Raw genomic sequence first — 20,532 nt, 5'->3', positions numbered from 1 at the left:
ACCCGCGCACCGCGGCGCAGCCGTTGGGCACGCTGATGCCGATGCCTGCTGCCTCGATGGCGGCAAGATCGGGCAGGTCATCGCCGACATAGGCAATGGCGTCCAACGGTATCGAGGTCCGTTCAGAGAGTTCGCGCAGTGCGGTCAGTTTGTCCGTGCGGCCCTGGATCAGATAACCGATGTCGAGGTTTCTGGCTCTGGCCTCTGTCAGTGGCGATGTACGGCCCGTGATGAAGGCGGTGATCAACCCCTGCTTCTGGATCAGCCGCAGGCCCTGACCGTCGAGGATGCTGAAGGCCTTGAGTTCATCGCCGCTGGCGGCAAAGTAGAGGCTGCCGTCGGTCAGAACGCCGTCCACGTCCATGGCCAGCAGCTGGATCGTGCCGCCGCGCTCGTTCAGGGGTGCCGTCATTCCGTTCTCCTAGACCACGCCCGCGCGCAGCAGGTCGTGCATGTTGAGGGCCCCCACCAGGCGCCCCTCGCCGCTGGTCACCAGCAGGCCGTTGATCTTGTTGTCCTCCATGATCTTCAGGGCTTCGGCCGCGAGGATATCCTCGCGCGCGGTGCGGCAGTGGCTGGTCATGACATCCCCGATGGGGGTGCTGTGGATGTCCACGCCCTGATCCAGGGTCCGGCGCAGGTCACCGTCAGTGAAGATGCCGATGACCCGGTCGCCGTCGTCCACCACAGCAGTCATGCCCAGTCCCTTGCGCGAGACCTCCAGCAGCGCCTCACCCAGTGGTGTCTGCTGGGTCACGCGTGGCAGGGCGTCGCCCGTGTGCATCAGGTCCGAGACCTTGAGCAGCAGCCGCCGTCCGAGCGAGCCGCCGGGATGGTAGAAGGCGAAGTCCTCGGCGCCGAAACCGCGCGCTTCCAGCAGTGCGACCGCCAGAGCATCGCCCATCACCAGTGTGACCGTGGTGGAGGAGGTTGGCGCCAGATTCATGGGGCAGGCTTCCTGCTCCACGGCAATATCCAGATTGGCATGGGCCTGGCGGGCCAGCTGGGAGTCGGCTTTGCCGGTCATGCTGATCAGCGAGGCGCCCTTGCGCTTGATCAGCGGCAGGATGGTGACCAGTTCGCCGGTGCTGCCGGAGTTGGAGATGGCGATGACCACATCCTCCCCGGTGATCATGCCCAGATCACCGTGGCTGGCTTCCCCGGGATGCACAAAAAAAGCGGGCGTACCGGTGCTGGCCAGGGTCGCCGCGATCTTAGTACCGATATGGCCGGATTTGCCCATGCCGGTGACCACCACGCGCCCCTTGCACTGCAGGATGAGCTCGCAGGCATGGCTGAACTGCTCGTCGATGCGCGGCAGCAGGGCGTCGATGGCATCGCGCTCCAGGGTGATGGTGCGGCGGGCCGATTCCTTGAGTGCGTCCGAAGGCGCCATGGTTCTCCTCAGAGTGCTGACAGCGTTGCCGCCGGCACCGGCGTATCACCGGTTACCAGAAGGGCAACGTAGCCGATGTAGAATGCCAGCAGTATACCACCTCCGATCCGGCTCAGCCGCCCCTGGCGGTGGTAGACGATGGCCAGCCCCGCCAGCAGAAGGGTGACCGCCACCATGGCCCCGTAGTCCCGCGTAATGGCATCGCTGTTCAGCGGGATGCCGGCGACCAGCGCGGGCACCGCCAGCACCAGCAGAAGATTGAACAGATTGGAGCCGATCAGGTTACCCATGACCATATCGTGACGCCCCTTGAGAGCGCTGGCGATGCTGGCGGCGAGCTCGGGCAGGCTGGTGCCCACGGCGACCACGGTCAGGCCCACCACCAGCTCGCTCACGCCCAGCGTTAGCGCCAGTTCAACCGCGCCCCAGACCAGCAGCCGCGAGCTGGCCAGAAGCAGGATAAGCCCGCCGGTTATCTGCAGGGTCAGAAAGCCGGTTGAGCGGTTCTCGTGGGGTTCCGGCATCTCCTCGGCCAGCATGCTGGCGGCCTGGCCATAGCGCACCAGCACGGTGAATGCCACAGCCAGAATGCCAAGCATGAACAGGCCATCCCAGGCGCTCAGGTGATCGTCCTGGAACAGCAGCCAGGTGCCAATGGTCACGATGGCGAGGAGAGGCAGTTCGATGCGCCGCGTGGGGCGTGCCAGCGCGACCGGGGCAAGGAGGGCTGTAATGCCGAGAACCAGCCCCAGGTTGGCGATGTTCGAACCTATGGCGTTGCCCACGGCAATGTCGCCCGCATCCGTAATGGCGGCGACCACCGAGACCAGTACTTCCGGGGCCGAGGTGCCGAAGGCCACCAGCGTCAGCCCGATCAGCATCGGACTCATGCCCAGGCGCCGTGCACTGTCGATGGCGCCGGTGATGAACTGGTCAGCGCTCCAGATCAGCAGGGTCAGACCGGCCAGGACCGCGAGCAGGGCAGTGACCATGATGTAAGGCTCCGTGGGTTGTGGGCAGCAGATTGGCGTCGTACTGTATCGGCTGGCCGGATCTTCGTACAGCCGGGGAGCCGGCAGGATGATCCGGGAGGCCGGGCAGGAGAGACGATTCCATTGCACATGCAGCGTCTGGTGTTCTTTGCCCTGGGCAGTGTCGCCACGCTGGCCCTGCTGCTGGCCACAGGGTGGCTGGCGCCGCCCGGCGGCAGTGAGCGGGCGGATAACGGCGAGCACTACACCCTCTACGCCGAGTTCGCGGATGCTGGCACACTGAAACCGGGTGCCCGTGTTGCGCTGGCCGGGGTGACCGTGGGCGAAGTGGCTGACGTACAATTGAATGCGCGTGGTTACCGGGCAAAGGTACGGATGCGCATTGATCAGAGCCTCGATCACCTGGCCATCGACAGCGTCGCCATCATCATGACCGCAGGGCTTCTCGGCGAGCAGTATATTGAGATCTCCCCCGGAGGCCACCCGGAAACGCTCTCGGATAATGACTATATCGAGGATACACAGTCGGCAATGAGTATTGAGACACTGATCCGTCGACGCATTGCCAGGCCACGCTGAGCGTGGCGGTACCGCTGCAGCACACAGGAGGACGCAGTGAACAGAATCCGAACCCTGACCCCCATTACCCTGCTGGTGGGTTTCATCATCGCGCTGCTGGCAGCGCCCTTGGCCACGGCCCAGTCCAAGGAGGAACAGTTGCGGGAGTACGTGCGCGAGAACAGCATCCGCCTCGTGGATCAGCTGAATGAAATCCGTGAGCTCTATAACTCGGACCGTGAAGCTTTCTATGAGGCCATGGATGACGCCCTGGGTGAGTTTGTGGCCTTCCGGCGCGTGGCTGCCCGGATCATGGGCAAGTATGCGCGGCAGGCGAGTCCGGAGGAGCGCGATGAGTTCGTGCGGGCTTTCCGCCGCAGTCTTTACGACGCCTATGGTGGCGCCGCGGTCAGCATCGACAGCAGCGATTTTGAGCTGGAAGTCGACAGCGTCAAGATCAATCCCCGCCATGAGGACCGTGCCACGGTGAATCTCTCCATCATCACCAACTCCGGTGAGCGCTATGGCATGGCCTACTCCATGTATGAGCCGGATGACGGCAACTGGCAGGTCGAGAACGTCATTGTTGAGGGCATCAACATGGGGCTGGCCTTCCGCGACCGGTTTGAACAGGAAATGCGGGCCGCTGAGGGCAACGTGAGCAGGGTCATCGATGAATGGTCCGCCGATGTGGGCGACATTAAGGGCCTTGAAGATGCCGTTGACCAGCAGAAGGGCAACGGGTAAGCGTCGACTGCCCCGCATACAACGTGTCAAGCACCCGCCATCTGGGCTATAATCGCGCCCCCGGCGCGGTGTCCGCGTCGGCGACAGTAACCGCCGGAGACAACGGGAGTTTGGATGCAGGCTGAAGATGTTCAGAAACGGCTCGTGGAAGCGTTGCCGGAGTGCGAGATTGAGGTTCAGAACGACGGTAACCGTTTCCTGGTTGTCGCTGTTGGCGAGCGCTTCGCCGATCTCAACCGCGTGAAGCGCCAGCAGCTGATCTACGGGGAGCTCGAGGATCTGCTGGCGGAAGGCACAATCCATGCCCTGACCATCCGCGCCATGACGCCGCAGGAATGGCAGGCGCGCCAGAGTCAGTGAAGGCGGCCCAGAGCCCCGGGAGCATAACGTGGACAAACTGCTGATTCAGGGCGGCCAGCCGCTGCACGGCGAGATCCGGATCTCCGGCGCCAAGAACTCGGCCCTGCCGATACTGGCCTCAACCCTGCTGGCGGACGGTAAGGTGAGCGTGGGCAACCTGCCGCACCTGCACGACGTGACCACCATGATCGAGCTGCTCGGTCACATGGGGGTTGAGCTCATGATCGACGAGCGCATGAGCGTTGAGGTGGATTCGACCACCATCAACAACCTCACCGCGCCCTATGAGCTGGTCAAGACCATGCGGGCCTCCATCCTTGTGCTGGGGCCCATGGTGGCCCACTTCGGCGAGGCCCATGTGTCGCTGCCCGGTGGCTGTGCCATCGGTACCCGCCCGGTCAACCTGCATCTTCAGGGGCTGGAGCAGATGGGCGCCGAGATCCAGGTCGACAGTGGCTACATCCACGCCTATGCGCCGCAGCGGCTCAAGGGGGCCCATATCTTTCTTGATACGGTCACCGTCACGGGCACCGAGAACCTGATGATGGCGGCGGCGCTGGCGGATGGTGTCACCATTCTCGAAAATGCGGCGCGCGAGCCGGAGGTGGTGGATCTTGCCGACTGCCTCAATGCCATGGGTGCGGATGTGCGCGGGCAGGGAACAGCGACCATCGAGATCCACGGCGTGGAGCGGCTGAACCCCTGTCACTATGATGTGCTTCCGGACCGTGTCGAGACTGGCACCTATCTCACGGCGGCTGCCGCAACCAAAGGCCATGTGCTGCTCAAGGACACCCGTGAGGACATCCTGGAGGCCGTGCTGATCAAGCTGAGGGAAGCTGGGGCTGAGGTGAACACCGGGGCCGACTGGATTGAACTCAACATGCACGGGCAGCGCCCCAGGGCGGTCAACCTGCGTACGGCTCCCTATCCGGCCTTCCCGACGGACATGCAGGCCCAGTTCGTGGCCATGAACGCAGTGGCCGAAGGCATCGGGTCGGTGACGGAAACGGTTTTCGAGAACCGCTTCATGCACGTCCAGGAGCTGATCCGCATGGGCGCTGATATCGGCCTGGAAGGCAACACCGCCATCGTGCGTGGCGTTGACCGGCTCACCGCCGCGCCGGTGATGGCCACGGACCTGCGTGCCTCAGCCAGTCTGGTGATTGCCGGACTGGTGGCCGAGGGTGAGACCATGGTTGACCGCATCTACCACATTGACCGGGGTTACGAGTGCATCGAGGAGAAACTCCAGCTGCTCGGCGCCACCATCCGCCGGATGCCCTCGTGACCTCCGCAGACACTGACGGGACTATGTCGGAACAGCTGACCATTGCCCTTTCCAAGGGCCGTATTCTGGAAGAGACACTGCCGCTGCTCGCCGGGGCGGGTATTGAGCCCGAAGAAGACCCGGAGAAAAGCCGTAAGCTGGTCTTTGAAACCACCGTGCCGGGCGTGCGGTTGCTGATCATCCGCGCCACGGATGTGCCCACCTACGTGCAGTACGGGGGAGCGGACATGGGCGTGGCCGGTAAGGATGTGCTCATGGAGCACGGCGGTGATGGCCTTTACGAGCCCCTGGATCTGGCCATTGCCAGGTGCCGCCTTATGACCGCAGGCGTGGCCGGCCAGGCCGTGCCCGAGGGCCGTGTGCGCGTGGCCACCAAGTTCACCCGCCTGGCACGGGAATACTATGCGGCCCAGGGCAAACAGGCGGACATCATCAAGCTCTACGGTGCCATGGAGCTGGCGCCGCTTCTGGGGTTGGCGGATGAGATCGTGGATATTGTTGATACCGGCAATACCCTCAAGGCGAACGGCCTGGAGCCGCGCGAGACCATCGCGGACATCAGTTCCCGGGTCGTGGTCAGCCGGGCTTCCATGAAGATGAAGCACGCACGGATCCAGCCGATCCTGGATCGCATGGGCGAGGCCGTCGCCCGCAGGCAGACGCAGTGAGAGTAAAGGCATGAGTGAACTGTCCATTAACCGGCTCAATACCGCTGACCCGGACTTCGAGGTGGCGCTTCGCCGCCATACCGAGTGGGAGGAAGGCGTCGACACCAGCGTGCGCCAGACCGTGGCCGAGATCCTGAAACGGGTGCGCCAGGAAGGCGATGCGGCGGTGCTGGAATACACCGCGAAGCTGGATAGCCTCAGCGTGGCGTCCGTGAACGAACTGGAAGTGCCGCGTGAGCGCATCGACGCCGCCATGCACGCCATCACGGATGAGCAGTTCCAGGCGCTGGAAACGGCTGCTGACCGGATCCGGCGCTACCACCGCGAGCAGCTGCCGCAGGACTGGTCCTATGAGGAAGCGGACGGTACCCGCCTTGGCCAGCGGGTACTGCCAGTGGACCGTGCCGGCCTCTATGTGCCCGGTGGTAAGGCGGCCTATCCCTCCTCGGTACTGATGAACGCCATCCCGGCAAAGGTGGCGGGCGTCGAGGAGATTGTCATGGTGGTGCCGGCGCCGGGCGGCGAGCTGAATGACCTGGTACTGGCCGCTGCTCGGGTAGCCGGCATCGACCGCATCTACACCCTGGGTGGCGCCCAGGCGGTGGCGGCACTGGCCTACGGCACCGAAACGGTGCCGGCGGTGGACAAGATCGTGGGGCCGGGCAATATCTACGTGGCCGAGGCCAAGCGCGAGGTCTTCGGGCGCGTGGGCATCGACATGGTCGCCGGTCCCTCCGAGATCCTGGTGATCGCTGACGGCCATACGGACCCGGACTGGGTCGCCATGGACCTGTTCTCCCAAGCCGAGCACGACGAGCAGGCCCAGGCGATCCTGGTCTCGCCGGACGCGGATTACATCGCACGGGTTGAGGCGAGTATGGCGCGCATGCTGCCGGAGATGGAGCGGGCGGAGATCATCCGCCAGTCGCTGGCCGATCGCGGCATACTGATCCAGTGCGCCTCTCTGGAAGAGGCGGCCCGGGTAAGCAACCTTGTGGCGCCTGAACACCTTGAGCTGTCGCTCGCCGATCCGGACGCACTGCTGCCCCAGATCCGCCACGCGGGCGCCATCTTCATGGGCTCCTGGGCAGCCGAGGTGATGGGGGATTACTGCGCGGGCCCCAACCACGTACTGCCCACCAGTGGCACTGCCCGCTTTTCGTCCCCTCTGGGCGTCTATGACTTCCAGAAACGCTCCTCCGTGGTGCACTTCTCGGCGGCAGGCGCGGATCGCGCCGCCCGCTGTGCCTCCGTGCTGGCCCGGGGCGAGGGGCTGACGGCGCACGCACGCTCGGCCGAATACCGTATCCGCGACTGAGGAGCGACCATGAGCCGGTTCTGGAACGAACGGCTGCAGCAGCTCACCCCCTATGTACCGGGTGAGCAGCCGCAGATGACCAATCTGGTCAAGCTCAATACCAACGAACATCCGTTCGGGCCCGGTGAGGCGGTCACGCAGGCAATCCGCGAGGCCGCGGATGAGCGTCTCCGCCTGTACCCGGATCCGGACGCCACGCAGCTGCGCCAGGTCATCGCGGACTGGTTCGGTCTGGAAGCTTCACAGGTGTTCCCGGCGAACGGCTCCGATGAGGTGCTGGCGTTCATCTTCCAGGGCCTGTTCCAGTCGGGCGAGCCGGTGCTGTTCCCGGACATCAGTTACAGCTTCTACCCCGTCTACTGCGGGCTCTACGGTCTGGAGAGCCGCACCGTGGCGCTGGATGAGCAGCTGCGGATCCCGGTGGAGGGCTTCCAGCCGCCCAACGGTGGTGTGATCTTCCCGAATCCCAACGCGCCCACGGGCCGTTTCCTGGATCTGGAATCCATTGAGCGTATCCTCGTGGCCAACCCGGACCGGGTGGTGGTGATCGACGAGGCCTATGTGGATTTCGGCGGTGAGAGCGCTGCCCGGCTGATCCCGGATCATCCCAACCTGCTGGTGACACAGACCCTGTCCAAGTCCCGCTCACTGGCCGGGCTCAGGGTGGGGTATGCAATGGGCCAGCAGCACCTGATCGAGGGGCTGGAGCGGATCAAGAACAGCTTCAATTCCTATACCCTGGATCGGCTGGCGCAGGCCGGTGCCATTGCGGCTTTCCGGGATGAGGCGGGGTTCCGGGCCGGGCAACAGGCGGTCATCGAGCAGCGCGAACGGCTCAATGCTGGCCTGGAAGCGTTGGGTTTCGAGGTGGTGCCCTCCAGAGCGAATTTCGTTTTCTGCCGCCATCCGGCGGTCAGTGGCGCTGAGCTGGCGGCGCAGTTGCGTGAGCGTCACATCATTGTGCGCCACTTTGATAAACCACGGATCGAGCAGTATCTGCGGATTACCATCGGTACGGGCGATGAGATGACGGCGCTGCTGACCGCCCTTGATGACATTCTCAACAGTGGCGAGGTGACGGCATGAGCGCACCACAGCGGGATGAACTTGTCGCGACCATGGACCAGTGGCTGCGTCCGGAGCTGTTCCGGGACTACTGCCCCAATGGCCTCCAGGTGGAGGGGCGTGACCGCGTGCGTACGGTCATCTCCGGAGTAACCGCCAGCCAGCGCTTTCTGGAGCAAGCGATTGAAGCTGGCGCCGACATGGTGCTGGTGCACCACGGCTATTTCTGGAAGGGCGAGGATCCGTGCATCCGGGGTATGAAACGGCGGCGGATCGAGCATCTTCTCAGCAACAACGTTTCGCTGGTCGCCTATCACCTGCCGCTGGATGCGCACCGGACCATGGGCAACAACGCTTGCCTGGCGCGCACACTGGGCGCTTCCGATGGCGCGCCGGTTTCGGACGACCCCTGCGAGCTGATGTGGGCGGGAAATCTGGATGAACCGATGACACCGCAGGCGCTGGTTTCACGGCTGGAGTCGCGCCTTGAGCGGGCGCCGCTGCCTGTTGAAGGCGGCCCGGAGCTGATCCGGCGGATGGCCTGGTGCAGTGGCGGTGCCCAGGGCATGATTGACCGGGCTGCCGCTCTCGGGGCGGATGCCTATCTTTCCGGCGAGATCTCGGAGCCGACGGTCCACAGCGCACGGGAGCAGGGGCTTCACTACTTTGCGGCGGGGCACCACGCCACGGAGCGGGACGGAGTGCAGGCACTGGGTGCGGCACTCGCCGAGGCTCACGGTATTGAGCACCGCTTCATCGAGGACCCGAGTCCGGCGTAGCCGGGCTCGGGGGAGCCGGGCTCAGGTGGCTGAGCTGCGGCTGCCGTTTTCCGACGCTTCCTTCTTCAGGCCGAAATCCTCAGAGAGCATGCCGTTGTCGTTGCGCGTGTTGCGCGGGGCATAATCCCGCGGAGGCTCCACGCCGCCCTCATCGTCAGTGGGGCCCTTGTAGCTCAGCTGGTGGTCACGCTGGACCTGCTCCAGCTCTTCGCGGGCATCGGTTTCTGTGCACAGGCGTGAAGCCCCCTTGGCAAGGTGCTCATGCACTTCCCGATAGGAATCATTGAGCCGCCGGAAGAGTTCCGCCGTCTCCATGAAGTGTTCATTCACCTGCGCCTGATAGCGGGTGTGCTCGTTCTGAAGCGCGTCGAGCTGCTGGGCGAGCCGGCGTTGGCGCACATTGCGTCCGCCTGTTGAGCGTGCAATAACCCAGCCCAGAGCGAGGCCGATCACCAATGCCGCAATACCGACAGCGAGCATGGACTCCATAGTACGATCCTTCTGTTGCCTGGAAGGCGCTGGTCTGTGACCAGCCGTAACGCGATCATGGTATGACAAAGCGCGCCCCGGCAACAGTCCCGACCATAGTGGGATTTTGAGGGCGGCGCAAAAATCCGGATAATGCCCTCCTCAAATGGCAGTCGTGAGGCACGCATGAGCGCCAGTGACGCAACACCATCCGCGGGGCCGCTGGCCCGCTACCGCGAGGATCAGGATCACGCCGGCTTCCAGCGCGACAGCGCCCAGGAGACCGCTATCCAGAACCTCCAGTCCCTGTATGAGAAGCTTGTGGCCGCCGAGGCTGGGCGTAACCGGGCTGGCAAACGGCTGATGCGCAAGCTCCGGCGTGGGCGTGAGGAACCGGTCACCGGGCTGTATTTCTGGGGTGGGGTTGGTCGCGGCAAGACCTACATGATGGACCTTTTCTACGACTCATTGCCGTTCGAACGCAAACTGCGGGTCCACTTCCACCGCTTCATGCAGCGGGTCCACCGGGAACTGGCGGAGCTGGAGGGTTACAGCGATCCGCTGGACACCATCGCCGAACGGTTCGCGGCCGAGTGCCGGGTCATCTGTTTTGATGAGTTCTTCGTCTCCGAAATCGGAGACGCCATGATTCTGGCGAACCTGCTCGACGGGCTCTTCCATCGGGGTGTGACCCTGGTCTGCACCTCCAACATTGAGCCGGACGGCCTGTACTGGAACGGCCTCCAGCGCGCCCGCTTCCTGCCGGCCATTGACCTGCTCAACCGCTACACGAAGGTGCTGAACATCGACGGTGGGGTGGACTATCGGCTGCGGACCCTGGAGCAGGCCCAGCTGTTCCACACCCCGCTGGGGCCGGAGGCGGAAGAGAGCCTGCTCAAGAGCTATGAAGAGCTGGCGCTGACCGGTGGTGACCAGGGGCAGGATCTGGAGATCAACGGGCGTCTGATCCATGCGCGGCGCCATGCCGATGACGTGGTCTGGTTCGACTTTCAGGAGCTCTGTGACGGGCCCCGAAGCCAGAACGACTACATCGAGCTGGCCCGGGAGTTCCACGCCGTCGTTCTCTCGAACGTACCGGTGATGGGCGCGGACTCGGACGACCGCGCCCGTCGCTTCATCAACCTTGTGGATGAGTTCTACGACCGCTGCGTCAAGCTGATCATCTCCGCCGAGGCGCCGATCCCGGATCTCTACACCGGGAGCAACCTGGCGTTCGAGTTCGAGCGCACTGAATCACGTCTGCTGGAGATGCAGTCCCACGATTACCTGGAACTGCCCCACAAAGCCTGACACGCTCAGTCGCACAGCTCGATGGCCACGGCCGTGGCCTCGCCGCCACCGATACACAGTGAGGCTATGCCCCTTCGACCGCCGGTGCGCCTCAGCGCGTGGATCAGGGATACGATCAGACGCGAGCCGGTGGACCCGATGGGGTGACCCTGGGCGCAGGCGCCGCCGTGGATGTTCACCTTCTCCGGGGGCAGCCCCAGATCATCCATCGCGATCATGGACACCACCGCGAATGCCTCATTGATCTCGTAGAGGTCCACGTCCTGGGTTGACCAGCCGGTGCGCTCCAGAAGGCGCTGGATCGCACCCACCGGCGCCAGAGTGAATTCGGAGGGGTGGCGGGAGAAGGTGGCATGCCCGAGGATGCGCGCCAGCGGCTGCGAGCCATGGCGCTCCATGGCCGCTTCGCTCATCAGCATGAGCGCTGAGGCACCGTCCGAGATGGAGGAGGCGTTGGCCGCGGTAATGGTGCCGTCCTTCGCAAAGGCCGGGCGCATGGAGGGGATCCGGTCAATATTGGCCTGGCCGGGCTGCTCGTCGTTACTGACGGTCGTTTCATTGCCCTTGCGGTCGGTCTGGGTGATCGGAACCATCTCAGCGTCCAGCCAGCCATTGTCGATGGCGGCGTTGGCCCGCTCCAGAGAGCGGATCGCGAAGGCGTCCATGGCCTCCCGGGAATAGCCCAGCCGATCCGCCGTCTCCTGGGCGAACTCACCCATGAGGCGATCGGTCTCCGCATCCTGCAGTCCGTCCATGAACATATGGTCCTGAGGGGACTGGCCGGGGCCCATGCGGTAACCCCGGCGGGCGTCGGTCAGAAGGTAGGGTGCATTGGACATGCTCTCCATGCCACCGGTCAGAACCACCTCCGCACTGCCGGCCCGGATCAGGTCATGCCCGAACATGGTGGCCTTCATGCCGGAGCCGCAGAGCTTGTTGACGGTCGTGGCCCCGGCGCTGTCCGGCAGGCCGCCGTCCCTCGCTGCCTGGCGAGCTGGGCCCTGACCAGTGCCTGCAGGCAACACATTGCCCATCACCACTTCCTCGACAGCATCTGCGCTGAGCCCCGAGTCCGCGAGGACGGCACGAACGGCTTCGGCGCCCAGGGCAGGACTGCTGAGAGGGGAGAGTGCCCCAAGGAAGCCGCCCATCGGGGTGCGGCGGGCGGCGGTGATGTAGATGGAAGGGTCGTGCATAAAATTGCCTCTTGGATCAGTCTGCGCGTGTGATTTATTGCAATTCCGTGAAGCACTCCACGAAACACAAAATCAGCCACCGGAAAGTTGGTGGAACTGTGATTTTGTGTCTATATTGCATGTGAACTTGTGGTAATTCCATTACCCGGGTAGCGATTCAGTGATAACGGAGAAGCGTTTCGATGACAAAAAGAACACAACAGTGGCAGAAGCGAGCTCGCCTTCCCCTCGCCGTCGCCATCGCGGCGGGTATGTCGGCTCCGGCGGGTGCCTTTACGTTTAACTACGGTGAAGTGGAAGGGGCGTTTGACACCAGTCTGACGGCTGCGGCCGGCTGGCGGGTTGAGAGCCAGAACAAAGACCTGATTGGTCAGGGAAACCTGGGGATTCCAGCAGGCTCCACGACTGGGGCGTCTACTACAAACTACGACGACGGCAACCAGAACTTCGAGTCCGGAGATACCTACTCGGAGCGGGTCAGTGGCACGAGTGAGCTCTACTTGAACTACGCGCCGCGTGGGGAGTATCTGTCCAGTGTCGGCACCTTTGTGCGCGGCAGGTACTGGTACGATTTCAAGACCAAGGATGATGACTTCGAGTATCCGCTCAGTGAAGGCGGTAAGGACGATGCTTCGGGCGGTGAGTTTCTGGACGCCTATGTATGGACGGACTGGAATGTCGGCGAAGTGCCCGTCACGGTTCGTTACGGGAACCAGGTCATCAACTGGGGTGAGAGTACCTTCATTCAGGGCGGTATCAACGCCACCAACCCGATCAACGTCAGTGCTATCCGGGCGCCGGGGGCTGAAATCCGGGACGCGTTACTGCCGGTTGAGGCGCTCTACACGTCGATTGGTCTGACACAGAATATAACTGTCGAGGCCTATGCGCAGTTCGACTGGGATGAGACGCGTCTTGAGGATTGCGGGACCTTCTTTTCAACAAATGACTTCACTGCGAATGATTGTGGGCCGATTTATCCAAGTGGAGCTGTCTCTCAGAAGAATTTCCCCGATAGTGGGCCTCAAGTGATCAATCGTATTGCTAACAATGAGCCTGATGGTGATGACCAGTTTGGTGTTGCCTTGCGGTGGTATTCACCAGAGTTAGGCAATACCGAATTTGGCCTTTATCACGTACGTTATGACAGTCGGTTGCCCTACATAAGCGGCAAGCTTAGAACTCAGCAGGAGATACAGGCTGGCAGTATTCTGCCCGACTATTACGCTGATTACCCAGAAGATATCAAGCTCTTTGGAATCAGTATGAACACAAACGTCCCAGGTGGTTGGTCGATCGGTGCTGAGTACAGCTTCCGAGAGAATATGCCTCTTCAATGGAATGCGTTTGATCTACTTAATGGTGGCATAACGCCTGCGGTACAGGGGCAGCTTGCTCAGCAAGCTCAGACGTTCGCAGCTAATGGTCAGAATGCCCTCGCTGCTGAGTATCAGCAAGCGGCTCAGGATGCGGCAAAAGTTTCGAAGCTTTACGAGCAACGCCTCCAGGAAGCGGGAGGGCAGGCACCTCTGGGTGAAACCATTCGTGGCCATGACCGGCACAAGGTGTCCCAAGCTCAAGCGACATTCATCAAGTTCTTTGATCGTGTTCTTGGGGCGAGTCGGCTTAGTTTCGTCGGTGAGGTGGGCATGACGTATGTTCACGATCTTCCCTCGAAGTCTGAAGCGCGATATGGGCGTTCCGGCATCTATGGAGTTAGCGATTATGAAGAGGGGGCGTTTGCTTGTGATAGTCCGACCATAGATGTGACTGGTTCGCCTGAAAATAGTTTCTATAACATCAACCCCAGTAACTGCACTAACGATGGTTTCGTGAGTGACTTCTCCTGGGGCTATCGCATGCGCGGCACGCTGACCTACAACAACGCCTTCATGGGCGCGACGCTCAAGCCGTCGCTTTCCTGGTCGCACGATGTGAACGGCTATGCGCCAGCACCGGGCGGGGCCTTCAACGAGGGCAATAAGGCGGTTGGTCTGGGTCTGGCGGCCGAGTACCGCAACAACTACGAAGCGGCGATCAACTACACCAACTACTTTGGTGGTGATTACAACACCCGCGAGGACCGGGACAACATCACGGCCAGCGTGACGTATTCGTTCTGATCCGTGAGAGTGTGTGAAGAAATAAAGCTGTACCACCAACGTCTAGCGAGGTAGACGAGCGATGAATTTTCGAAAGAACGTACTGACAGGGAGCATTGTCTCCCTGGCGCTGGCAGCCGCACCGGCCCTGGGCGCGGTCTCCGAGGAGGAGGCCGCGAAGCTGGGCAACGAGCTTACGCCCATCGGTGCCAAGAAAGCTGGCAATGGCGATGAGATCCCGGCTTGGGATGGCGGGCTGACGACGCCGCCGGACAACTTCGAGGGGAACCATTACCTGGATCCCTTCCCGGAGGACGAGCCGCTGTTCGTGATCGACCAGAGTAATGTGGACGAGTACAAGGATCGTCTGACACCGGGGCAGGTGAAGATGATCAATGAGTACGAAGACTACAAGATGCCGGTCTATAAGACCCGCCGCACGGCGGCTCTGCCCGAACGCATCTATGAGAAGGCGAAGAAAAACGCCACCAACACCACCCTGGTTGAGGGCGGTAACGGTCTCGAGAACTTCGATACTGCTGTGCCTTTCCCAATTCCGGAGAATGGTCTTCAGGTGATCTGGAACCATACAACCCGGTATCGGGGTGGGGCCGTAAAGCGGAATGTCCACCAGGCGGTACCCCAGGAAAATGGGGCCTTTACGCCGATTCATTTTGATGAGGAATTTGCCTGGAGAACATCGCTTCAGGACTATGACCCGAGCGAAGATTCCAACGTCCTGTTCTACTTCAAGCAGGCGATCCGCTCACCTTCACGCTTGGCTGGGAACGTGCTGCTTGTGCACGAGACCATCAACCAGGTGAAGGAACCGCGTCGGGCCTGGGTGTACAACGCGGGTCAACGCCGGGTGCGCCGCGCACCTCAGGTTGCCTATGACGGGCCGGGTACAGCTTCAGATGGCCAGCGTACCTCGGACAACCTCGACATGTTCAATGGCGCACCGGACCGGTACAACTGGGAGCTGAAAGGGAAGAAGGAGATGTACATTCCCTATAACGGCTACCGGCTGGACGATCCGTCACTGAGCTATGATGAGCTGCTTGAGGCAGGCCATATCAACCAGGATCACGCTCGCTATGAGCTGCACCGTGTATGGCACGTGACCGCTACCCTCAAGGACGATGAGCGCCACATCTATGCCAAGCGTGACTTCTATATCGATGAGGACACCTGGGGCGCAGCAGTCGTTGACCATTACGACGGCCGTGGCGAACTCTGGCGTGTGGCTGAAGGGCATGCCATGCAGTACTACGATCAGAAAGTGCCGTGGTACGCCTTTGAGACACTGTATGACACGCTCAACGGCCGCTATCTGGTGCTGGGTCTGACCAATGAGATGGAAGATCCCTATACCTTCGGCATTGAGCGTCAGCTCCGGGATTACACGCCAAGCGCTCTGCGCCGCGCTGGGCGCCGTTGATCCCCTGCTGGCCCCATGGGGTCGGCACTGAAAACAGAAAAGCCCCGCTCCGGCGGGGCTTTTTCGTATGGGAGTTCTGGATGAGTGGCGTCAGGATGGATCCGCGGTTTCCTGTTCCTTCATCCGGTCAATCAGCTCATCCTTGTTGTTCCATAGCTCGCTGATCCACTTCTGGAACTCGATCCGGAACTCGCGGTCGTTCTGGTAATCCCGCCCCAGGAACTGCTCCGGAATCCGCTTCTCATCAACCCGTATGATCACACGGCGTGTGCGCCCGCTGAGATAGTCCCAGATGCCACCCGGGCCATCTGGATAGACGATGGTGATGTCGAGCATGATGCTCATCAGGTTGCCCATGGCGCCCAGCACAAAACCGGTGCCACCGGAGCGGGGCTTGAGCAGGTTGCGGTAGGGGGAGTTCTGCTGCTCATGCTTTGCCGGGGTGAAGCGGGTGCCTTCCATGAAGTTGAATACCGCAACCGGCGCGTACTCGAACTTCTCACAGGCTTTGCGGGTGGTCTCCAGGTCCTTGCCCCTCAGATGGGGCTTTTTCATGAGCTGCTGCTGCGTATAGCGCTTCATGAAGGGAAAATCCAGAGCCCACCAGGCAATGCCGAGCAGTGGTACCCAGATGAGCTCCTTCTTCAGGAAGAACTTCATGAGAGGGATACGACGGTTGAGCACCACCTGGGTTACCAGGATGTCCGCCCAGGACTGGTGGTTGCAGGTGACGAAGTACCACTGGTTCCGGCTCAGGTTGGCATTGAGCTCAACGTCCCACTCGATGCGGTTGAGCAGGCGCATGAACAGCCCGTTGTTCTCGATCCAGACGAAGGCGATGGCATTGAGCCCCCGTGTGCACAGCTTGCGTACCGGCGTGATCGGAATGATCAGCTTGAGGATGGCAAGCAGGAGCAGAAGGGGGTACAGAACCAGGGTGCTGAGAAGGATCAGCAGAACACAGAGTGTGCCCTTGAGCGGTGCAGGAAGGAAATCCAGCATGTTGGCGACCGTCTGTCCGGTGAATGGGTTACTCGCGACGGACGCCATTATACATTGGCAGTGCGCCCTGCCAATTTTTCAGTGAACAGCTGTTATCTCAGTTGCTGAACCGGTCCCTGTAATCGCTGATCAGTGCATCCAGCTTCTCAAGAGGGTTCTCTGCCGCTGACAGCGCCTGTTGACGCTGATCGTAATCCGAAAGGTTATTGACGCGGATCATACTGCGGATTTCTTCCACGTACGCCTGTCCGCGTTCGGAATACGACTGCAATCCGCCCGCGAGATTGATGCCGTCGGGGAACCGGTTCTCGTTCAGTAATGCAAGCCGGCGTTCCCTCAGGTTCTGGTAGGCGTTGTGGCGATTGAGGTTGGTGAGATAGGCCCGGATGGAGCGGTAAGGCGACTTGAACACTTCCACCTCATGGGTCATTCCCGCCGGGCGGCTGTTCGGGACCAGGCCGCAGCCGGGGTTGAAGCACCATTGGCCGAACAGGTTGTTGCCCTGGGTGGCGAAACGGCTGGTGCCCCAGGCGGATTCATTGGCGGCCTGCGCCAGTACCAGTGACGGCGGAATGATGTGCATCCGGCGCTCAAGACCACTGACCAGATCCTCTGTCGTCTCACCATCAACCCGCAGGCGTGTGGCGCGGGTGGTGAGCCATTTCCGTTCTTCCTCGTTCAGCTCCGGCTTGTTGCTGAGCTGTTCCAGGTAGTCCCGGGCAGCCTGGATCCGCAGGTTGGCCAGGGCAATACGGGGGAAGAGGTAACCGAAGAAGGCGTCCTTCTTCTCGGAGACCACGCTGTACTGGGTGAAGTCCGGCAGGGGAGCCGTCGCCCATCCTGGGATGGCATCAGTGTCCATAAGTTGCGGTTCGGAAACCTTCGGCGTGGGCCGTTCAAACTCCACCTGGCTGGCAATAAAGCCGGCGGCCAGACCACCTACCACAAGAACAGCCACCAGAATCAGGGCTGGTACGGGACGAGATTCCATCAATACCTCCGCGTTTAGATACAGCTACGCGGAGGGCTGGAGTTCGGATCAGTTGGGGCACCCCTCCGCGCTGTCGTCCCTGAATCCTAACAGGAATCCTACGGATTCGTTAGATTTGCGGGTGATCATGACGAGGGTGTTGCCGTTGTCCGTCGTGAATCCCTTGAATTGCGCTGAGCCAGGGGAGCAACCATCAATCGTAAAAGGGTCTGTGCCGTTTATATTACAGCCAGAGCCGGATTCGCGCCCGGAATCCGCAACTGTAAAGTTGCTATCAGTACTGCTCTGATGCTTTATAAAGTCGTAACTAACGGATGAGTTCTCGACTGTGAGGCAGGCTTCTTCGTATTGGGACAGCGTGTCAGAGCTGATGCTGAATCCCTTGATGCGGTAGTTGGCGGCATCGGGAAGCGGTCCGATGCTGCTGGCCTTACGGGCGACTCTGAGGATGGAGCCACCGGATTGATTGCCTGCCCCGGGTCTGGCCGATAGAGCGATCCATTCGCCGTCTGGCGAGACTGCAGCATTCGGGACACGGTCAGAAGTTGTACCGCCCTCCAAAGGAAACGAGGGATAGGTGAAAAAGAGGTTGCCAAGGAATGGCTCCCGAATTTCGTTGGGTGTGACCTTCTGCTTCACGGATTCAAATTTGAACTTCGAGTATGCCGTGGGAGAGGTGTTCGCTAAAAACCATTCAGTTACAGAGGTTTCTGAGCCGGTATTCGTGTTGGAGTCCATAGTCCAAGTACCAGTTCTTGCCGTGGCACGCTTTATCCCTCCTGCAGTATCTGGTTTCAGTTCAAAGCCAATAAACCGATATTCTTCATCTGTACTAAATCTGTTAATGGAGTCGTCCCATTCGCTGAGATTGATCTCAACATTGGTTATTGCGTGCTCCTCCAGGAGTTTTTGACGGTTATAACCTTCCTCCTCTGATCCTGAGAGTTCCCACGCCTTGGCCGCATGAAAATAATTGCTCAGCATCGCCTGCGGCGCCTCGCGGTCTGTTCTCTCTGCACTGGCGGTGTGGATATGAGGGTTGGGTGCCCAGCCGATGGTCCGTGTGCCTACGTCGCTGACCGTCTGTAGCAGAGGGCGCAGGCTGGAGAAGATGTTGCCATTCCCGCTCTGGTACAGCTGATTGGACTGGGTGCTATAGCTGCGGAACGCGGGATCCAGAGCTGAGAACCCGAATGAACTGCGGGTAAAGGGCACATCAACGGTTCCCAGGGCCAGGTCAAAACCCAGGTTGGCAAATTCCAGGTTGCCAATGGAGTATCCGGGGTAAGTGTAGGACGTTCCCCCGTTGGCGGTGCTGGATCCGCGGGCAATGGTATGCGTGGCCCAGAAACCGCCGTTCTGCTGCGAGTTGTTGAGGCTGACGCCGAACTGCACGGTATTGAATGCTGGGGCAACATCGTCTTGGTTGTCGCTCTGGAGTTCCGCTTCATCCTGTGTCAGAAGAGATTCGCCGTGATCCAGAAAAGCCATAAAGTCTTTCCTGTCCTTCAGGGCTGACTGGCCATCAGACACATTGATCTCAAAGGACTGGACACGGTCCGCCATGGTCTGCCAGACGAGGTCATATGTGCAGGCCACCTCATCGCAGTTATTGATGCTATCGATCTCGCTGGATGTAAGGTCCCGGGCTACTTCATCAATGAGCACATCAGAGAATGGATTGACGAAGACATGCCCGCACTCCGAGGCCACTGGGGCCCGGTAGGTGGTGCCGCCAACGGTAGCTTCGATGGCCCTGTCGATCCGGCGTGGGATGGGGTCCTCGAAGGTGACAATGAAATCCCCGTCGTTGGTCTCCTGCTGGAGTGCACGGGAGAGTGAGCCATTGAGGTCGACCAGCGTGAGATCTGTGCTGGTTGTGTTGGCAAGGCTACTGCCTTTTCGGGCGTCAGGGCTGGTGCTCGGTGTCTGGACACTGACCAGAAGCTGGTTGTCATCCAGATTGCGGGTGCTGCGGCACCGCAGCGATGAGCCATTATCCTCGAACTCGGGGGGTGGGCCCAGACCAAAGGAATTCTCATCGCTCACGGATGGATCCCCACTGCCGCAGGCGGTCAGTGCCAGGGCGCTCAGGGTGAGCAGGGGATAAAACAGGCGGGTACGCATCTAACCCTCCGGGCTGGTCCCGTAAAACACGATTGTTCTACGAGTCTAAACCAGCGCCGGAGGCCCTGCCGTGAACCATTCCGGGTTCTTCAGAAGAGGATGCGCATGCCGCCGATCAGGCCTTCCTCAAAGCGGTAGTCGTCGTCACCGCGGGTATCGAGATCCGCGCCCACGTAGCGGTAGCCGGCAAAAATTTCGGAGTTGCGGATCAGGCGGTAGCTGACGGTGGCATCGGTATGGCGCATGCCGTCCGCATCCCCGTAGGAAAGAATCGATGGGGAGAGGTAGAGGCTGCCGCCAACGGAAAGCCCGGGAACCTCCGGGATATTCATACGGGCAAAGACCCCTGGCGCGGTGGCGCCGCCGTCGATGTCACGGTCGCCGTCATCGAAGTACATGTTTCGCACACCCAGGCCCACGGTCATGGGGATGTTCTGGATAGCGGTGCGGCCCTGGGCGTGCAGATCGAGCGTTGCCAGATGGCGGCTGCCGTCATGATAGGTGTAGCCCACGCCACCGCCGAGCTCCTCACTGGCGTCGGTGAAGCTGTATTCACCCCGAACGGAATCGTTGCTCAGGCTGAGGTCCAGGCTGTCCGCATGGGTTGTGCCGGCAAACGCGGTGAACAGGGCGGCGCCGAGGCAGGTGGTGCGGATCAGTCGGTTGTATCGCATAGGGGCTAGTGCTCCTGTCAGTGACCATGGTGACTCAAAGGGTCAT

The 20,532-nt window shown here is 61.3% G+C and carries 20 protein-coding genes; 11 read left to right on the top strand and 9 right to left on the bottom strand.

The features are described 5' to 3' along the window. The 3 genes from QZ501_RS04030 to QZ501_RS04020 form a co-directional block, all read right to left on the bottom strand. Positions 1 to 412 (bottom strand): HAD hydrolase family protein (locus tag QZ501_RS04030; RefSeq protein ID WP_295717372.1); only part of this gene is annotated, 412 nt, incomplete at its 3' end. Positions 413 to 421: 9 nt separating this feature from the next. After that, positions 422 to 1,396, bottom strand: a complete 975-nt coding sequence (locus tag QZ501_RS04025; protein WP_160897926.1) for a KpsF/GutQ family sugar-phosphate isomerase — start codon at positions 1,394 to 1,396, stop codon at positions 422 to 424. 8 nt (positions 1,397 to 1,404) lie between these two features. Beyond that, entirely contained in the window at positions 1,405 to 2,388 is a 984-nt protein-coding gene (locus QZ501_RS04020; RefSeq protein ID WP_295717365.1) for a calcium/sodium antiporter, read from the bottom strand. A 129-nt stretch (positions 2,389 to 2,517) separates the two neighbouring features. Here QZ501_RS04020 and QZ501_RS04015 point away from each other — a divergent pair, with 129 nt between their 5' ends. The 8 genes from QZ501_RS04015 to QZ501_RS03980 all read left to right on the top strand — a co-directional run bounded on the left by QZ501_RS04015 (position 2,518) and on the right by QZ501_RS03980 (position 9,174). Continuing rightward, on the top strand, positions 2,518 to 2,967 hold the full coding sequence (locus tag QZ501_RS04015) for an outer membrane lipid asymmetry maintenance protein MlaD (protein WP_237416469.1): 450 nt from the start codon (positions 2,518 to 2,520) through the stop codon (positions 2,965 to 2,967). A gap of 36 nt (positions 2,968 to 3,003) precedes the next feature. Beyond that, the gene (locus QZ501_RS04010) at positions 3,004 to 3,693 is read left to right on the top strand and encodes an ABC transporter substrate-binding protein (protein WP_295717361.1); all 690 of its coding nucleotides are present in this window, start codon (positions 3,004 to 3,006) and stop codon (positions 3,691 to 3,693) included. Positions 3,694 to 3,807: 114 nt separating this feature from the next. After that, the gene (locus QZ501_RS04005; RefSeq protein WP_077530645.1) at positions 3,808 to 4,053 is read left to right on the top strand and encodes a BolA/IbaG family iron-sulfur metabolism protein; all 246 of its coding nucleotides are present in this window, start codon (positions 3,808 to 3,810) and stop codon (positions 4,051 to 4,053) included. 28 nt (positions 4,054 to 4,081) lie between these two features. Beyond that, positions 4,082 to 5,344, top strand: a complete 1,263-nt coding sequence (gene murA / locus QZ501_RS04000; RefSeq protein ID WP_295717358.1) for a UDP-N-acetylglucosamine 1-carboxyvinyltransferase — start codon at positions 4,082 to 4,084, stop codon at positions 5,342 to 5,344. Positions 5,345 to 5,367: 23 nt separating this feature from the next. Then, complete coding sequence (hisG, locus tag QZ501_RS03995; RefSeq protein WP_095618276.1) at positions 5,368 to 6,012, top strand: ATP phosphoribosyltransferase; 645 nt, start codon at positions 5,368 to 5,370, stop codon at positions 6,010 to 6,012. Between the two features lie 10 nt (positions 6,013 to 6,022). Next, positions 6,023 to 7,330 carry a histidinol dehydrogenase gene (gene hisD, locus QZ501_RS03990; protein ID WP_295717354.1) on the top strand — a complete coding sequence of 436 codons (1,308 nt, stop codon included), beginning with the start codon at positions 6,023 to 6,025 and terminating at the stop codon, positions 7,328 to 7,330. 9 nt (positions 7,331 to 7,339) lie between these two features. Then, a complete protein-coding gene (gene hisC / locus QZ501_RS03985; RefSeq protein WP_295717351.1) occupies positions 7,340 to 8,416 on the top strand; it encodes a histidinol-phosphate transaminase in 1,077 nt (358 codons plus the stop codon). Then, on the top strand, positions 8,413 to 9,174 hold the full coding sequence (locus tag QZ501_RS03980; protein ID WP_295717348.1) for a Nif3-like dinuclear metal center hexameric protein: 762 nt from the start codon (positions 8,413 to 8,415) through the stop codon (positions 9,172 to 9,174). The genes hisC and QZ501_RS03980 overlap by 4 nt, the downstream gene beginning before the upstream one ends. 21 nt (positions 9,175 to 9,195) lie before the next feature. Here QZ501_RS03980 and QZ501_RS03975 read toward each other — a convergent pair whose 3' ends face one another. Beyond that, entirely contained in the window at positions 9,196 to 9,663 is a 468-nt protein-coding gene (locus QZ501_RS03975; protein WP_160897932.1) for a DUF1043 family protein, read from the bottom strand. 165 nt (positions 9,664 to 9,828) lie between these two features. On the opposite strand from QZ501_RS03975, the gene zapE reads away from it, so the two are divergent. Continuing rightward, entirely contained in the window at positions 9,829 to 10,953 is a 1,125-nt protein-coding gene (gene zapE, locus QZ501_RS03970; RefSeq protein WP_095618271.1) for a cell division protein ZapE, read from the top strand. Between the two features lie 5 nt (positions 10,954 to 10,958). Here the strand turns inward: zapE and QZ501_RS03965 are convergent, their stop codons facing one another. Continuing rightward, positions 10,959 to 12,149: a thiolase family protein gene (locus QZ501_RS03965; RefSeq protein ID WP_295717344.1), complete on the bottom strand. Its 1,191-nt coding sequence runs from the start codon at positions 12,147 to 12,149 to the stop codon at positions 10,959 to 10,961. Positions 12,150 to 12,331: 182 nt separating this feature from the next. Between QZ501_RS03965 and QZ501_RS03960 the strand changes: the two genes are divergently transcribed. After that, on the top strand, positions 12,332 to 14,272 hold the full coding sequence (locus QZ501_RS03960; protein WP_295717341.1) for a DUF1302 domain-containing protein: 1,941 nt from the start codon (positions 12,332 to 12,334) through the stop codon (positions 14,270 to 14,272). A 61-nt stretch (positions 14,273 to 14,333) separates the two neighbouring features. Continuing rightward, positions 14,334 to 15,692: a DUF1329 domain-containing protein gene (locus QZ501_RS03955; RefSeq protein ID WP_160897935.1), complete on the top strand. Its 1,359-nt coding sequence runs from the start codon at positions 14,334 to 14,336 to the stop codon at positions 15,690 to 15,692. 90 nt (positions 15,693 to 15,782) lie between these two features. On the opposite strand, the gene QZ501_RS03950 is transcribed toward QZ501_RS03955, so the two are convergent. From QZ501_RS03950 to QZ501_RS03935, 4 genes are all read right to left on the bottom strand, one after another. After that, complete coding sequence (locus QZ501_RS03950; RefSeq protein WP_295717338.1) at positions 15,783 to 16,694, bottom strand: acyltransferase; 912 nt, start codon at positions 16,692 to 16,694, stop codon at positions 15,783 to 15,785. 97 nt (positions 16,695 to 16,791) lie between these two features. Beyond that, positions 16,792 to 17,685, bottom strand: coding sequence for a glucosaminidase domain-containing protein (locus tag QZ501_RS03945; protein ID WP_295717337.1), 894 nt, complete (start codon positions 17,683 to 17,685; stop codon positions 16,792 to 16,794). Between the two features lie 48 nt (positions 17,686 to 17,733). Next, positions 17,734 to 19,812: a hypothetical protein gene (locus QZ501_RS03940; protein ID WP_295717335.1), complete on the bottom strand. Its 2,079-nt coding sequence runs from the start codon at positions 19,810 to 19,812 to the stop codon at positions 17,734 to 17,736. Positions 19,813 to 19,901: 89 nt separating this feature from the next. After that, the gene (locus tag QZ501_RS03935; protein ID WP_151441149.1) at positions 19,902 to 20,486 is read right to left on the bottom strand and encodes a YfaZ family outer membrane protein; all 585 of its coding nucleotides are present in this window, start codon (positions 20,484 to 20,486) and stop codon (positions 19,902 to 19,904) included. Between the last annotated feature and the right edge of the window lie 46 nt (positions 20,487 to 20,532).

Origin of the sequence: uncultured Halovibrio sp. (genome assembly GCF_913056445.1) — a bacterium.
In the GTDB taxonomy this organism is placed as follows: Bacteria; Pseudomonadota; Gammaproteobacteria; order Pseudomonadales; family Oleiphilaceae; genus Halospina; species Halospina utahensis_B.
The sequence above is the reverse complement of the archived record's forward strand: the minus strand, read 5'-3'. Positions and strand labels throughout refer to the sequence as shown.

Bases quoted from the DNA above. Each gene is read 5' to 3' on its own strand.
- QZ501_RS04025 (WP_160897926.1), bottom strand. From the start codon at position 1,396: ATGGCGCCTTCGGACGCACTCAAGGAATCGGCCCGCCGCACCATCACC.
- QZ501_RS04020 (WP_295717365.1), bottom strand. From the start codon at position 2,388: ATGGTCACTGCCCTGCTCGCGGTCCTGGCCGGTCTGACCCTGCTGATC.
- QZ501_RS04015 (WP_237416469.1), top strand. From the start codon at position 2,518: ATGCAGCGTCTGGTGTTCTTTGCCCTGGGCAGTGTCGCCACGCTGGCC.
- QZ501_RS04005 (WP_077530645.1), top strand. From the start codon at position 3,808: ATGCAGGCTGAAGATGTTCAGAAACGGCTCGTGGAAGCGTTGCCGGAG.
- hisG (WP_095618276.1), top strand. From the start codon at position 5,368: ATGTCGGAACAGCTGACCATTGCCCTTTCCAAGGGCCGTATTCTGGAA.
- hisD (WP_295717354.1), top strand. From the start codon at position 6,023: ATGAGTGAACTGTCCATTAACCGGCTCAATACCGCTGACCCGGACTTC.
- hisC (WP_295717351.1), top strand. From the start codon at position 7,340: ATGAGCCGGTTCTGGAACGAACGGCTGCAGCAGCTCACCCCCTATGTA.
- QZ501_RS03980 (WP_295717348.1), top strand. From the start codon at position 8,413: ATGAGCGCACCACAGCGGGATGAACTTGTCGCGACCATGGACCAGTGG.
- QZ501_RS03975 (WP_160897932.1), bottom strand. From the start codon at position 9,663: ATGGAGTCCATGCTCGCTGTCGGTATTGCGGCATTGGTGATCGGCCTC.
- zapE (WP_095618271.1), top strand. From the start codon at position 9,829: ATGAGCGCCAGTGACGCAACACCATCCGCGGGGCCGCTGGCCCGCTAC.
- QZ501_RS03965 (WP_295717344.1), bottom strand. From the start codon at position 12,149: ATGCACGACCCTTCCATCTACATCACCGCCGCCCGCCGCACCCCGATG.
- QZ501_RS03960 (WP_295717341.1), top strand. From the start codon at position 12,332: ATGACAAAAAGAACACAACAGTGGCAGAAGCGAGCTCGCCTTCCCCTC.
- QZ501_RS03955 (WP_160897935.1), top strand. From the start codon at position 14,334: ATGAATTTTCGAAAGAACGTACTGACAGGGAGCATTGTCTCCCTGGCG.
- QZ501_RS03950 (WP_295717338.1), bottom strand. From the start codon at position 16,694: ATGCTGGATTTCCTTCCTGCACCGCTCAAGGGCACACTCTGTGTTCTG.
- QZ501_RS03945 (WP_295717337.1), bottom strand. From the start codon at position 17,685: ATGGAATCTCGTCCCGTACCAGCCCTGATTCTGGTGGCTGTTCTTGTG.
- QZ501_RS03940 (WP_295717335.1), bottom strand. From the start codon at position 19,812: ATGCGTACCCGCCTGTTTTATCCCCTGCTCACCCTGAGCGCCCTGGCA.
- QZ501_RS03935 (WP_151441149.1), bottom strand. From the start codon at position 20,486: ATGCGATACAACCGACTGATCCGCACCACCTGCCTCGGCGCCGCCCTG.